This is a genomic window from Billgrantia saliphila (assembly GCF_002930105.1).
Taxonomy (GTDB): Bacteria; Pseudomonadota; Gammaproteobacteria; order Pseudomonadales; family Halomonadaceae; genus Halomonas; species Halomonas saliphila.
Window position 1 is genome coordinate 97,204 of record NZ_PJRN01000005.1, and the last position, 14,251, is coordinate 111,454.

General features: G+C 66.1%; 11 protein-coding genes. 3 read left to right on the forward strand and 8 right to left on the reverse strand.

The window, feature by feature from the left end; genetic code table 11:
• Positions 1-5: 5 nt before the first annotated feature.
• Together CYJ07_RS07415 and CYJ07_RS07420 are read right to left on the reverse strand one after the other, a co-directional pair.
• Entirely contained in the window at positions 6-1,556 is a 1,551-nt protein-coding gene (locus CYJ07_RS07415) for a formate dehydrogenase beta subunit (RefSeq protein ID WP_104203047.1), read from the reverse strand.
• Entirely contained in the window at positions 1,556-2,053 is a 498-nt protein-coding gene (locus CYJ07_RS07420) for a formate dehydrogenase subunit gamma (RefSeq protein ID WP_104203048.1), read from the reverse strand. The genes CYJ07_RS07415 and CYJ07_RS07420 overlap by 1 nt, the downstream gene beginning before the upstream one ends.
• A 168-nt stretch (positions 2,054-2,221) precedes the next feature.
• Between CYJ07_RS07420 and CYJ07_RS07425 the strand changes: the two genes are divergently transcribed.
• Positions 2,222-3,295 carry a substrate-binding domain-containing protein gene (locus CYJ07_RS07425; protein ID WP_104203049.1) on the forward strand — a complete coding sequence of 358 codons (1,074 nt, stop codon included), beginning with the start codon at positions 2,222-2,224 and terminating at the stop codon, positions 3,293-3,295.
• Positions 3,296-3,303: 8 nt separating this feature from the next.
• Here CYJ07_RS07425 and CYJ07_RS07430 read toward each other — a convergent pair whose 3' ends face one another.
• Positions 3,304-4,410, reverse strand: a complete 1,107-nt coding sequence (locus CYJ07_RS07430; protein ID WP_104203050.1) for an FAD-binding oxidoreductase — start codon at positions 4,408-4,410, stop codon at positions 3,304-3,306.
• A gap of 327 nt (positions 4,411-4,737) precedes the next feature.
• On the opposite strand from CYJ07_RS07430, the gene CYJ07_RS07435 reads away from it, so the two are divergent.
• On the forward strand, positions 4,738-6,024 hold the full coding sequence (locus CYJ07_RS07435) for an aromatic ring-hydroxylating oxygenase subunit alpha (protein WP_104203189.1): 1,287 nt from the start codon (positions 4,738-4,740) through the stop codon (positions 6,022-6,024).
• A gap of 132 nt (positions 6,025-6,156) precedes the next feature.
• Here CYJ07_RS07435 and CYJ07_RS07440 read toward each other — a convergent pair whose 3' ends face one another.
• Both CYJ07_RS07440 and fdhA read right to left on the reverse strand, forming a co-directional pair.
• Positions 6,157-6,396 carry a hypothetical protein gene (locus tag CYJ07_RS07440; protein ID WP_104203051.1) on the reverse strand — a complete coding sequence of 80 codons (240 nt, stop codon included), beginning with the start codon at positions 6,394-6,396 and terminating at the stop codon, positions 6,157-6,159.
• A gap of 330 nt (positions 6,397-6,726) precedes the next feature.
• On the reverse strand, positions 6,727-7,920 hold the full coding sequence (gene fdhA / locus CYJ07_RS07445; RefSeq protein ID WP_104203052.1) for a formaldehyde dehydrogenase, glutathione-independent: 1,194 nt from the start codon (positions 7,918-7,920) through the stop codon (positions 6,727-6,729).
• A 246-nt stretch (positions 7,921-8,166) separates the two neighbouring features.
• Between fdhA and CYJ07_RS07450 the strand changes: the two genes are divergently transcribed.
• Entirely contained in the window at positions 8,167-9,741 is a 1,575-nt protein-coding gene (locus CYJ07_RS07450) for a BCCT family transporter (RefSeq protein ID WP_104203053.1), read from the forward strand.
• A gap of 281 nt (positions 9,742-10,022) precedes the next feature.
• On the opposite strand, the gene etfB is transcribed toward CYJ07_RS07450, so the two are convergent.
• From etfB to CYJ07_RS07465, 3 genes are read right to left on the reverse strand one after another with little or no spacing between them, the layout of a single operon-like run.
• Complete coding sequence (gene etfB / locus CYJ07_RS07455; RefSeq protein ID WP_104203054.1) at positions 10,023-10,841, reverse strand: electron transfer flavoprotein subunit beta; 819 nt, start codon at positions 10,839-10,841, stop codon at positions 10,023-10,025.
• The gene (gene etfA, locus CYJ07_RS07460) at positions 10,831-12,123 is read right to left on the reverse strand and encodes an electron transfer flavoprotein subunit alpha (protein WP_104203055.1); all 1,293 of its coding nucleotides are present in this window, start codon (positions 12,121-12,123) and stop codon (positions 10,831-10,833) included. Before etfA ends, etfB begins: the two co-directional genes overlap by 11 nt.
• On the reverse strand, positions 12,120-14,117 hold the full coding sequence (locus CYJ07_RS07465) for a (Fe-S)-binding protein (protein WP_197038285.1): 1,998 nt from the start codon (positions 14,115-14,117) through the stop codon (positions 12,120-12,122). Before CYJ07_RS07465 ends, etfA begins: the two co-directional genes overlap by 4 nt.
• Between the last annotated feature and the right edge of the window lie 134 nt (positions 14,118-14,251).

Below are 14,251 nucleotides of genomic sequence, written 5' to 3' on the forward strand. Positions count from 1 at the left end.
CCCGCTCAACGCTGCAGGTCGTCGGGAAAGTGTTTCATCACGCTCTGCACCGGGAACGGCGTCATGCCACCCATGGCACAGAGGGAACCGTCCACCATGGTCTCGCACAGGTCGCCCAGCAGCACGAGGTTGGCCTCGCGGTTGTCGCCCGCGCGAATGCGGTCGATCACCTCGACGCCGCGCACCGCCCCGATGCGGCAGGGGGTGCACTTGCCGCAGGACTCCACGGCGCAGAACTCCATGGCGAAGCGCGCCTGCTCGGCCATGTCCACCGTGTCGTCGAACATCACCACGCCGCCGTGGCCGACCCCCGCGCCGACGTCGGCGAAGGCCTCGTAGTCGAGCGGCAGGTCCCACTGGCTTTCGGGCAGGTAAGCACACAGCGGGCCGCCCACCTGCACCGCGCGCAGCGGGCGGTCGCTCGCGGTGCCGCCGCCGAAGTCCTCCATCAGCTCGCGCAGGGTGGTACCGAAGGCGAGCTCCACCAGCCCGCCGCGCTTGACGTTGCCGGCCAGTTGCAATGCCAGGGTGCCCCGCGAGCGGCCCATGCCGTAGTCGGCATAGGCCGTGGCTCCGCGGGCGAGAATAAAGGGCACCGCGGCCAACGACAGCACGTTGTTGACCACTGTGGGCTGGCCGAACAGGCCCTCGATCGCCGGCAGCGGCGGCTTGAAGCGCACCATGCCGCGCTTGCCCTCGAGGCTCTCCAGTAGCGAAGTCTCCTCGCCGCAGATGTAGGCGCCCGCGCCGAGCCGTACTTCCAGCTCGAAGCGCTGGCCGCTGCCGCGGATATCCGCACCGAGATAGCCGGCGGCCTCGGCGCGGGCGATCGCCTCATTGAAGATCTCGTGAGCCAAGGGATATTCCGAACGCAGGTAGACGTAACCCTGGGTGGCGCCCACGGCGAGACCGGCAATGGCCATGCCCTCGATCAGCAGGTAAGGGTCACACTCCATCACCAAGCGATCGGCGAAGGTGCCGGAGTCGCCCTCGTCGGCGTTGCAGACGATATATTTCTGTTCGGCGGGTGCGTCGAGCACCGTCTGCCACTTGATGCCAGTGGGAAACGCCGCCCCGCCGCGGCCACGCAGGCCGGAAGCCTTGACCTCGTCGACGATCTCCTGGGGCGAGAGCGAGAGCGCCCGCTCCAGGCCCCGGAAGCCGTCATGAGCGCGATAATCGTCGATGGAGAGTGGGTCGGTGACGCCGATGCGTGAAAATGTCAGCCGCTGCTGAGCCTGCAGGTAGGGGATCGCCTCGACCGGCCCTTGGTAGAGGGGAGACTGGGCGCCGTGTGTCTGCAAACCGGCTTCGAGCAGCCCGGCGTCGAACAGGCCGGCCACGTCGCTCGGCTCGACTGGACCATAGGCAATGCGGCCCGCCGACGTCTCGACCTCGATCAGCGGCTCCAGCCAGAACAGACCGCGCGAGCCGTTGCGTACCAGCTCGATCTCGGCACCACGGGCGGCGGCCTCCGCCTCGATGCGCGCGACCACCTCATCGGCACCGAGGGCGAGCGCCGTGGTTTCGCGGGGCACGTAGATTCGAACGCTCATCAGCCCACCTCCAGCACTTGGACGCTCAGTTCGTCGACCAGACGATCGAATTTCTCGGGCGTGACCCGGCCATGGATGCGATCACCGATGCGCAGCGACGGGCCGCAGGCACAGTTGCCCAGGCAGTAGACCGGCTCCAGGGTGATCTCGCGGTCAGGGGTGGTCTGATGGAAGTCGATGCCGAGGGTCGCCCGCGCATGGTTCTCCAGCCCTCGCGAACCGCGCGCCTGGCACGCCTCTGCGCGGCAGAGCTGCATCACATGGCGCCCCGGCGGCGCGGTGCGAAAGTGGTGATAGAAGCTGATCACGCCATGCACTTCGGCACGGGTGAGCTGCAGCGATTCGGCAATGATCGGCACCGCCTCGCGCGGTACGTAGCCGCAGCGATCCTGGATCGCATGCAGGATGGGAAGCAGAGCCCCGGGCTTGTGCTTCAGGACGTCGATCTCGTCCTGAATCAGCTGAGGGGTCCACTGAGGAGAGTCACTGTTGAGCATGGCCTGGCCTCGAGTCGAACGCAGGACGCACATTGTTCTTGCGTCGGGACGTTCGAAGCTGCTAATTATGTTTTATAGTTCATATATGACAATCGATGCCTATCGACACCGCGGTATCTGTGAAAGTAGCAGTACTACCTCCGTTTCAAAATATGAAAAATACAGCATATGAAGCGCATTCGAATCGAGCCTGCCTGGTCCTTCACCGACGAGTCGGGTAACCGCCTGGATCCACAGCTGTTTGGCCTGCTGCAGGGCATCCATCGCAGCGGCAAGCTGACCGCAGCCGCCGTCGAGGCCGGCATCTCCTATCGCCACGCCTGGAACTTGCTCAACAGGTGGGCGGACTTCTTCGGCGTCGCCCTGGTGGAATTGCAAAAGGGTCGCGGGGCACGACTGACCCCGCTCGGCGACAAGCTGTTGTGGGCCCGCCAACGCGTGGCCGCCCGGCTCGGCCCGCAGCTCGAGAGCCTGGGCTCGGAGCTCAATCTCGAACTGCAGCAGCTGTTCGAGGGCGTCGAGCCGGTGCTGCGCATGCACGCCAGTCACGGCTACGCAGTGGCGCTGCTGCCCCGGTTCGCCACCGGCTTCCAGCTCGATCTGCAGTATTGCAGCCCCCAGGAAGCCCTGGCTGCGCTCAATCGAGGCGCCTGCGACGTGGCCGGCTATCATATGCCGACCACGGCTACCCGCGGCCCGCTGATGCAGGATTACCGGCGCCAGCTGCGGCCGCGCAGCCACTGCATCATTCGTTTCATCACCCGCTGCCAGGGGCTCATGGTGGGGCCGGGCAATCCCCGCGGCATCGTCGGTCTGTCCGACCTTGCGCGCGGCGACGTGCGCTTCATTAACCGCCAGAAGGCCTCGGGCACCCGGGCGCTGCTCGACATCCTGCTGCGCGAGGCCGGGCTCTCCTCACAGCGGATCCAGGGCTTCGAGCTGGAGGAGTACACGCACTCGGCGGTGGCCGCCTACATCGCCGCCGGCATGGCCGACGTGGGCTTCGGCGTCGAGGCCGCCGCGCGCCTGTTCGGGCTCGAATTCCTGCCCCTGGCCCATGAGCACTACATGCTGGTCTGCCAGCGCAGGAGCCTCGCCGACCCCAGCGTCAAGCGCCTGCTCGAGATGATCCGCAGCGAGCCGTTCCTCGAGGCCGTCGCCGAGCTGCCCGGCTATTCGCCGGATCACTGTGGCGAGGTGTGCCGTGTCGACGAGTTGTTCGGCGAGGTCCGGCGCGCCTGAGCCTTGCGTCAATAATCGACCACTACGTTGCCGATCGGCTTGCTGCAGCACGAGAGAATGTAGCCCTCCTCGATGTCCTCGTCGGTAATGCCGCCGTTGTGCTCCATATCCACTTCGCCGGACTTGAGCCCCACCCGGCAAGTGCCGCATATGCCCATGCCGCAGGCCTTGGGGATGTGCAGCCCGAGCTTGGACGCGGCGGCGTGCACCGTCTCGCCCGGCTGGATGCGCACGCTCTTGCCCGAGCCGACGAACTCGACGCTGAGCATGTCGGCATAGTCGATTTCCCCGGCTTCTGCCTCGGCTTGCTCGGCCAGCTCCAGCACGTCCTCGCGTACGTCCAGCGGCGTGGCGCCGAAGGACTCCTCATGGTAGTGGCTCATGTCGAAGCCGTTGTCGCGCAGGATGCGCTTGATCGCGTTCATGTACGGCGTGGGGCCGCAGCAGAAGATCTCGCGCTCGAGGAAGTCCGGCGCCATCAGCTCCAGCATCGGCTGGGTCAGATACCCTCGGTAGCCGGCCCAGGCCTCGCCGATGTCGTCCTTGTTCTCGCAAACGATATGCAGCTTGAACTCGGGGATCCGCGAGAACATGTGCACCAGCTCGCGATGGTAGATGACATCGCGCGGGGCACGGGCACTGTGGATGAATTCGACGTCGACGTTGGCGTTGGTGTCGAAGAACCAGCGGGTCATCGACATCAACGGCGTGATGCCGACTCCGCCGGAGAGGAACAGCACCTTGTCGGCGGGAAAGTCGATCGAGTTGAAGTTGCCCACCGGGCCGTGCACCACCAACTCGTCGCCCACCTTCATGTTGTCATGCAGCCAGTTGGACACCCGACCGCCCGGCATCCGCTTGACGGTGATCGAGAAGCTATAGGGGATCGATGGCGAACTGGAGATGGTGTAGGAGCGCATGATCGGCTCGCCGTCGATCTCAAGCTCCAGGGTCACGAACTGCCCCGGCTTGAAGAAGAACAGCACCGGCTGCTCGGCCATGAAGCAGAAGGTGCGAACGTCCCAAGTTTCCTGGATCACCTTGACGCAGCGCACCAGGTGTCGGCCGTTGGTCCAGGTCTGGGTCGTGACGGGGTTGAGAAAGTTCATGGTCATGTCGAGTCGCCTGGCATTGATCAGCGTGGAAGGCTCCGACTGCGGAACACCGCCTGCCGTTGAACGAATTCTGCGCCAGGCGGCAAGGCCCCGACTTGCCTGACTGCGACACGGGCATGCCCATGACTCCCACCCGGTGTGTCTTTTCTCCCTTCGCGCGTCGCGCCTGCATTCATGCTTGTCGCCGGCAGACAACTGGGCGCCCGGCGGCTGTTCCACACTCGCCGTATTCCCATCGGCAACCGACACCGTCACGACGTCGAAGCCCGTGACGATACCAACAATCCGACCGATGCCGCAGCCGCGGCCAGCAATGAGGAAGCTTCCATGGACACACTCTCCCCGGCTCCCCTGGACGATCCCCTGGATCCGGCGCGTCAGGCCACTGCCGCGATGCTCGCCGAGCGCGCGCGCAACTTCTCGCTGCCCCAGCCCTTCTACAACGATGCCCGGCTGTTCGCCCTGGACATGCAGGAGATCTTCGGCAAGGAGTGGCTGTTTGCCGGCATGACCTGCGAGATTCCTGCCAAGGGCAACTACATGACCCTGCAGGTCGGCGACAACCCGGTGATCCTGGTGCGCGGCGAAGGCGGTGCGATCCATGCCTTCCACAACGTCTGTCGTCACCGCGGCTCGCGGCTCTGCGTCAGCGACAAGGGCAAGGTCGCCAAGCTGGTCTGCCCCTATCATCAGTGGACCTACGAGCTCGACGGCCGCCTGCTGTTCGCCGGCAGCGACATGGGCGCGGACTTCGATCTTGCCACCTACGGCCTCAAGCCGGTCCACGTGCGCACCGGCGGTGGCTTCATGTTCATCAGCCTGGCCGAACAGCCGCCGGCCATCGACGACTTCCTGGTCACCCTGGAGCACTATCTCGAGCCCTACGAGATGTCCAATCTCAAGGTCGCCGTGGAGTCGAACATCGTCGAGCAGGCCAACTGGAAGCTGGTGATCGAGAATAATCGCGAGTGCTACCACTGCAACGGCGCTCACCCGGAGTTGCTGAACTCGCTGCAGGAGTTTGACGACACCGACGACCCCCGCGCCACGCCCGCCTACAAGGCGCTGGTGGCGAAGAAGCAGTCCGACTGGGACGACCAGCAGATTCCCTGGCAGCTCAAGCGTTTCGGCAAGCGCAACCGGTTGACCCGCACGCCGCTGCTGGACGGCGTGGTCTCCATGACCGTGGACGGCAAGCCGGCCTGCCGCAAGCTGATGGGCCGCCTGACCAGCCCCGACATGGGCTCGCTGCGCATCCTCCACCTGCCCAATTCCTGGAACCACTTCATGGGCGACCACGCCATCGTGTTCCGCGTGCTGCCGCTGGGACCGCAGGAGACCCTGGTGACTACCAAGTGGCTGGTGCACAAGGACGCCGAGGAGGGCGTCGACTACCGCCCCGAGGAGATGCGCCGGGTGTGGGACGCCACCAACGCCCAGGACAAGCGCCTGGCCGAGGAGAACCAGCGCGGTATCAACTCCCAGGCCTACCAGCCGGGCCCCTACTCCGAAACCTACGAGTTCGGCGTGATCGACTTCATCGACTGGTACAGCGAACGGATGCAGGAGAACCTGGGCCACAGCGCCCCCCACCTGCAGCTGGTGCGCGGCTAGGCTCCGCTACCTGCTGACATAGACTCCTCCACTTCCGGACAAAAGGCATCGCCCCCGACCATGGTCGGGGGCGATGCGTTGTCACGCAGTTTCCAGGGCGGCGCGGCCACAAGGCGCCGCCATGATGAGGTATCAGCCTACGGCAGGCCGCAAATGACGCGCCAGCGCCTCTCGCACTTCGGGCAGCATGACGCCGGCCTGCGCTTCGAGCCCAGCGACCAGCGCCGGCAGGCCGGGCACGGCGCGGCATGCATGCTGCTGCGCGGCCAACCGAGCGCAGGTGTCGGGATCGGCGTTCGAGGGAACGTCGATGCCCAACGCCAGCAGGCGTTCGCGGAAATCCTGCTCATCGATCAAATCGGCGATCATCATGTCGCGTACCTCCTACTGCCGTTGGCTGCCATTTCCTTCACATTACCCGGCCAGCGCTCAGGTGGCCACGCTGCCGTGGGGTCGATAAACCCAGAAATGGCTCGCCGCGCCGCCTTCAGTGGACGCCGTCGGCGAACTCGGGCTCCTCCTTACGCGGCCACGCTGCCGTGGGGGTCGATACCCCGAAATGGCTCGCCGCGCCACCTTCAATGGGCGCCGTCGGCGAACTCGGGCTCCTCCTTACGCGGCCACGCTGCCGTGGGGTCGATACCCCGAAATGGCTCGCCGCGCCGCCTTCAGTGGGCACCGTCGGCGAACTCGGGCTCCTCCTTACGCGGCCACGCTGCCGTGGGGGTCGATGACGAATTTCTTCGCCGCGCCGCCGTCGAAGTCGGCGTAGCCCTGCGGGGCCTGATCCAGGGTGATCATCTGCACGTTGACCGCATCGGCGATATTGACCTTGCCGAACAGGATCGCCTGCATCAGCGGGCGGTGATACTTCATTACGGGGCACTGGCCGGTATGGAAGGAGTGGGACTTGGCCCAGCCCAGGCCAAAGCGCATGCTCAATGCCCCTTGCTTGGCGGCATCGTCGGAGGCGCCCGGGTCCTCGGTCACGTAGAGGCCCGGAATGCCGATCTGACCACCGGCGCGAGTCAGCTGCATCGCCGAGTTGAGTACCGTGGCGGGCGCTTCCTTGGCGTGGTTGCAACCGCAGGCATGCGCCTCGAAGCCGACGCAGTCGACGAAGCAGTCGACCTCGCGCTCGCCGAGGATTGCTTCGAGCTTGTCGGCCATGTCGCCCTCCTGGGTCAGGTCGAGGGTCTCGCAGCCGAAGCTTCTCGCCTGGGCCAGGCGTTCCTCGATCATGTCGCCGACGATCACGCAGGCCGCCCCCAGCAACTGGGCCGAGACCGCCGCCGCCAGTCCCACCGGGCCGGCCCCGGCAATGTAGACGGTACTGCCCGGCCCGACACCGGCCGTCACGCAGCCGTGAAAGCCGGTGGGGAAGATGTCCGATAGCAGGGTCAGGTCGCGGATCTTTTCCATGGCCTGGTCGGCATCCGGGAATTTCAGCAGGTTGAAGTCGGCGTAAGGCACCATGACGTACTCGGTCTGGCCGCCGACCCAGCCACCCATGTCGACGTAGCCGTAGGCGGCGCCGGGACGCGCCGGATTAACGTTGAGGCAGATCCCCGTCCGTCCCTCCTTGCAGTTGCGGCAGCGCCCGCAGGCGATATTGAACGGCACCGAGACCAGATCGCTCGGCTGGATGAATTCGACATCGCGCCCGCACTCCACCACCAGGCCGGTGATTTCGTGGCCCAGCACCAGACCGGACGGCGCGGTAGTACGCCCCCTCACCATGTGCTGATCGCTGCCGCAGATGTTGGTGGTGACGACCTTCAGTATTACCCCGTGGTCGCATTTGCGATTGCCGAGAGCGAGCTCGGGATAAGGGATGGATTCGACGGCGACCTTGCCCGGGCCCTGGTAGACGACTCCGCGGTTGGCTTGGCTCATGTCAGGCTCCAGTTCGTTGTTGTCACGTGACGGATGATTCCGTCGCTTCAGCCTATGCCCTTCGCCATGCCGCACTTGCCCCACAGAGACATCCGCTTGTCTGCCCGAGACATGCTGCGGTCGCGATGGGCCAGCGGACAGCTAGAGGTCGCTTTCACGACATTCCTCAGGACGATCGGGGCCAACAATGGTCCGCCCGGGAGTGCCTGTCGCTGCCGGCCCCAACAACAACACGCGAGGTTCCCCATGAAGCATGACGATGCCCCTATCCTCTCTCCCGGGCAGGACAACGCCCAGATGCTGGGGATGGACTTCCACCATCCCGTCTTCCCGCTCTCGGCCTTGGCCATCCTGGCCTTCATCCTCTACGCCCTGATCTATCCCGACGCCGCCAACGGCCATCTCACCTCGGCCCGCGGCTGGTCGATCGAGCATTTCGACTGGCTGTTCATGATCGCCGGCAACCTCTTCGTGCTGCTCTGCCTGGCGCTGATCGCCATGCCGGTGGGGCGCATTCGCCTGGGTGGCAGCCAGGCCCGGCCGGAATACTCGACGCTCTCCTGGTTCGCCATGCTGTTCGCTGCGGGCATGGGCATCGGCCTGATGTTCTGGAGCGTGGCCGAGCCGGTGGCCTATTACACCGACTGGTACGGCACCCCGCTCAATGTCGAAGCGCATACCCCGGCCGGTGCCAGCGCAGCGATCGGCGCCACCATGTTCCACTGGGGCCTGCATCCCTGGGCGATCTACGGCGTGGTGGGGCTATCGCTGGCCTTCTTCGCCTACAACCGCGGCCTGCCGCTGACCCTGCGCTCTGCCTTCACGCCGATCCTCGGCGAGCGGGTCCGCGGCTGGTTCGGCCACGTCATCGACATCGTCGCGGTATTGGCCACCATCTTCGGCCTGGCCACCTCGCTGGGCTTCGGTGCCTCTCAGGCGGCGGGTGGTCTCAACTACCTGTTCGACGTGCCCAACACCCTCGGCACCCAGTTGGCGATCATCGTGGTGGTCACCGCCGTGGCGCTGTTCTCGGTGTGGCGCGGCATCGACGGTGGCGTGAAGCTGTTCTCCAACATCAACATGGTGATCGCACTGGCGCTGCTTGCTTTCGTGATCATCACCGGCGGCGTGCTGCTGTTCGTCAATAATCTCTGGAGCACGACCCTGGCCTATGTCAGCCATATCGTACCGCTCTCCAACTGGGTCGGCCGCGACGATACCACCTGGTACCACGGCTGGACGGTGTTCTACTGGGCCTGGTGGATATCCTGGTCGCCCTTCGTCGGCATGTTTATCGCGCGGGTTTCCCGCGGGCGCACTGTGCGCGAGTTCCTCACCGCCGTGCTGGTGGTACCGACCCTGGTCACGCTGGTGTGGATGAGCGCCTTCGGCGGCACCGCCCTGGACCAGTCGGCTACCGGCGTCGGCGCCCTGGCCAACGGCATCAGCGATGTCTCGCTGGCGATGTTCCAGATGCTCGAGCACCTGCCGCTGACCACCCTGACCTCCAGCCTGGCGATCCTGCTGGTACTGATCTTCTTCATCACCTCGTCGGACTCCGGCTCGTTGGTGATCGACAACATCACCGCCGGCGGCAAGACCGACGCCCCCCGCGGCCAGCGCGTGTTCTGGGCCGTTTTGGAAGGTGCGATTGCAGGTATCCTGCTCTACGGTGGCGGCAGCACCGCACTGGGCGCGCTGCAGGCCGGCGCCGTGGCTACCGGGCTGCCCTTCACTCTGGTGCTGCTGGGCATGGCCTTCTGCCTGGTGAAGGGACTGCGTGAGGAGCAGCGCGGGCTGGCGGCGGCCAGGCTGGCCTGATACGCCTCTACCAGTCAGCACTAACGCAAAGACCCCGGCCTTGGCCGGGGTCTTATTATTTGTGGAAGATGCTAGCTAGGTTAGAAATGCCAAGCTTAGTCCGAGAAGGCAGCGAGCGAAGGCCAGGGCTAGGCCCGCTCCCTACGGGCCAACGCACTTCCCATATCCCTGTGGGTCGCAAGGCAAAAATTGACAAAAAACGGAGTTTACGGAGCGTAAGCGACTATTTTGAGTCAGTTTTTAACGCAGTATGGCCGAACCCAGCCAGTTTTCGAACAAGCTTAGCGAAGGATGCCCTCCTCCTTCAGCAGCTTGAAGATCGCCTCGGCACCTTGCTCCGGCGTCACGTCGGTCAGCACCTGGCCACCGCCGCCTTCGGCCTTGGCCGCGGCGGCCTTGAAACGTTCCCGTGCCGAAGTCGCCTTGACGATCTTGAGCCGCTTGGGGCGCTTGCGGGCCGGCGACACGCTCCACTCTTCCTGGGCTTCGTCCCACGCCACTGCGGCGGGTTCGACCTCGATTTCGCCTCGCCGGGCCGGCCCGAAGGCGCTCTGGCGGGCTGCCGAGGCGGCTGCGTCGACGGTGACGATGGCCGGCAGTCGCACCTGGAGTCGACGGCGCTGGCCGCGCGGCAGGGCCTGGAGCAGCGTGGCCACGCCATGCTCGACTTTCTCCACGTCAGCCAGGCCGCTGACCAGCGGCCAGCCCAGGCGTTCGGCCAGAAGGTAAGGCAACAACCCCGAGCCTTCCCCCTGCTCGGCCCGCCCACCGGCGATCACCAGCTGCGGCTGGGCGTCGCTCAGCGCGCGGGCCAGGGCGGGAACCACGTCGGCGCCATGCGGCTGCTCGACCAGGGTCAACGCCGGCAGCCCCATGCCCAGATAGCCGCGCATCGCGCTTTCGCTCTCCGCGTCGAACTCTCCCGCATGCAGCAGCGTGACATGGGCCCTGTCGAGCGATTTGGCCAGCTCCACGCCGCGGGCATCCTGATCGGCACGCCGGGCGCGACCGGTCAACGGGTGCCGGCCGACCGAAACCAGCACCGCCACCTCGAGTACCGCTTCGGTGTTTGCTCCTGTTTCATGAGCATCAGGCTGCATCGCGCTTCTCCCCTCGCTGTCGCTCCACCATTTCGACCAGTGCCGCGAGTATGCTCGCCGAGTCACCGATCACCGCCAGATCGGCGCGCTTGATCATGTCGCATCCCGGATCGAGATTGACCGCCACCACCTTCTCGCAGCTCTGGATGCCCTGCAGATGCTGGATGGCACCGCTGACGCCCACGGCCACGTAGACCCGGGCGGTGACCCAGGTGCCGGTGGCACCCACCTGGCGGTCGCGCGGCATAAAGCCGTCGTCTACCGCCACGCGCGAGGCGCCTTCGGTGGCTCCCAATACCTTGGCGGCGTGGTGGAACCCCTCCCAGTCCTTGACGCCGTTGCCGGCGGAAAGGATGAACTCGGCTTCGGCCAGGGCCACGCCGGCCGGATCGACGGCCACCTGGCCCAGATCCTCGATACGCGCCAGAAGGCGAGGCAACGGCTGCGACAGGGCGAGCGGTTGCGCCCCATGGCGGGTCTCGGCGACCGGCTCGGCACATTCGGGCAATGCCAATACGATGCGCGGCAGGGCGCGCTGGATATCGGTGGTGCCGGCAGCACCCCGCCCAGTGCAGCGCCAGCCCAGCGGTGCCGTAGCGTCGGGCTCGATCTGCCAGACCCCCGTAGCGGGCCGCTCCTGAAGGCGTGCCGCCAACCGCCGTCCCAGGTCGGCACCGCCCAGCTTGGAGTCGGGCAGCAACCAATGGGACGGGGCGAGCTCACCTTCGACGGCGGCGAGCGCCGCCAGGCGTGCCTCCGGCGCGTAGCCATCGAACAGGGCATCATCGAAATGCATCAGGCGGTCGACGCCGGCCTCGTCGAACGCTCCTTCCTTATGATGGCCAAAGACTACCGCCAGCACAGCACCCGGACGCTGGTCATCGGCATCGGCCAGCTGCCGGGCCAGCCCCAGCAGGTCGCGGTCGTGGCTGGAGAGGCGCCCGCCGGGCATGTCCGGCACCACCGCCACCAGGAAGGCGGGCGCCTCGATCGCCACACGCCGACGATCGTCGGTCGCTGCACTCGCCTGGCCCGCGCCCCGGCCCGCGGCGGCCGCCTGCTGGGCGCCACTGCGGTCGATGCGCTTGATGCCGTTGGGACCGATGAAGCCCACCGCATGGGGATTCTTACGCATTACCCCATTGGGGCCCATCCACTCCGTCGCCACGGTGCCCTGGCCCACACTTCCGCCGAGTTCCGCCAGCACGTTCAAATGCTCGGGGTGCAGGCGGTTGCGGGCGATCCACTCGCGGCGCGGATCGCGGCGCAGGATCTCGCTCATGATGCTACCTCCTTGACCGCGATGCGGGCCTCGGCCGTCGGCTGGACTTGGCGTACGCCATCGCGGCGCGATTCGCTTTCCGGCACCAGGGCATCGGCCACCAGCTCGGCGATGTCACGAACCTCGGCGCTGGCATCCACCACACCTTCGAGCATGGCGGTGCACTGCGGACAGCCGACCGCCACCAGTTCGGCCCCGGTCTCGCTCACGTCGTTCATGCGCATGTCGGGAATCCGCCGTTTGCCGGGAATATCGGTGATCGGCGCGCCGCCGCCACCGCCGCAACAGCGCGAGCGAAAGCCCGAACGCGCCATCTCGGCGACTTCGATACCCAGCGCCTTGAGTACGTTGCGCGGTGCCTCAAACTCGCCGTTGTAGCGGCCCAGGTAACAGGGGTCGTGGTAGGTGACCCTGCCTCCCTTCCAGGGCGCGAAGTGCAGCCGCCCCGACTCATACAGTTCGGCGATGTAGGTGCTGTGATGGGACACCGCATAGTCGCCACCCAGCACGCCGTATTCGTTCTTCAGTACGTGGAAGCTGTGCGGATCGCAGGTGACGATGCGCTGGAAGCGATACTGCGCCAGGGTCGTGATATTGCGCCTGGCGAGCGACTGGAAGGTCGCCTCGTCGCCCAGACGACGCGCCACGTCGCCGCTGTCGCGCTCTTCAACGCCGAGCACGGCAAAGTCGACGCTGGCCGCACGCAGTACTTTCACCAGGGCTCGCAACGTCCTTTGGTTGCGCATGTCGAAGACACCGTCGCCGAGCCACAGCAGCACTTCCGCTTGCCCCACGTCGCGCATCAAGGGCAGATTCAGGTCCGCCGCCCAGTGCATGCGCGAGCCGGGATCGAAACCGCCGGGGTTGTCGGTGGCGATCAGGTTGTCGAGCACCTCGGCGCCCTTGCCCGGCGTATCGCCATGTTCCAACGTCAGGAAGCGGCGCATGTCGACGATGGCGTCGACGTGCTCGATCATCATCGGGCACTCCTCGACGCAGGCGCGGCAGGTGGTGCACGACCACAGCGTCTCGGCATCGACCAGCGCCGTGCCCCGCCTAGCGACGATCGGCCCATGCGGCTCGCCGACGTGCTCGCCGATGGGCTTGCCTGGGTAGGGACTGCCGGCATACCTAGCATCGCTGCCGCCGGTCATGCCGACCACCATGTCCTGGATCAGCTTCTTGGGGTTGAGCGGCTGACCGGCGGCGAAGGCCGGGCAGGCGGCTTCGCAGCGACCGCACTGCACACAGGCGTCGAAGCCGAGCAACTGGTTCCAGGTGAAGTCGCTGGGCGTTTCAACACCCAGCGGGGCCTTGGGGTCGTCCAGGTCCAGTGCCTTGAGACCGGTGGAGCGCCCACCCCCCTGTTTGGATGAGAAGCGCTCGGGGCGGCGGTGAAAGGCCAGATGCAGGGCGCCGGCGAAGGCGTGCTTCATCGGTCCGCCCCAGGTCATGCCGAAGAACATCTCGCCCAGGCCCCAGGCCAACACTGCGGCCAGCGCCACGGCGAGGAGCCAACTGCCCGTTCCTTCAGGGAGTATGCCGACCGTCGGCAGGGTGATCAGAAAGACGCTCAACGCGAATGCCATCAGGCTCTTCGGCAGGCGCATCCACGGGCCCTTCGAGAGCCGCGCCGGCGGGTTGCGCCGCCGCCTGGCGACGAACAGGCTGCCTACGAACATGGCGCTACTGGCCAGCAGCAACAGCCCGCCGAGGACAGGGTTGGCCAGTCCCAGGCCATGCACCAGGATCATCAGCACGGCAGCGGCGACGAAACCGCCGGCGGTAGCCACGTGGGTGTTGGACATCACCTTGTCGCGTGCCACCACGTGGTGCAGATCCACCAGGTAACGACGCGGCATGGCCGCAAGGCCTTGAAGAATCGGTACTCGCGACGGCCGCCCCTGGCGCCACAGGCGAACGCGGCGAACGGCGCCGATCACGGCCAGCGCCAGGGCGGAGAAGATCAATATCGGCAGGAGGGTGTCGAGCATGGTGCTCACCTCGTCTCATGAGCCGTTGGCTTTGGCGTTGTCATTGGCATCGGGGCTGCACCGACAACAGAGGCCGGCACGGTGAAAGCGTCATGAGCGACGGCCAGGCTAGGCGAAGTTCGGCGAGTCAGCGG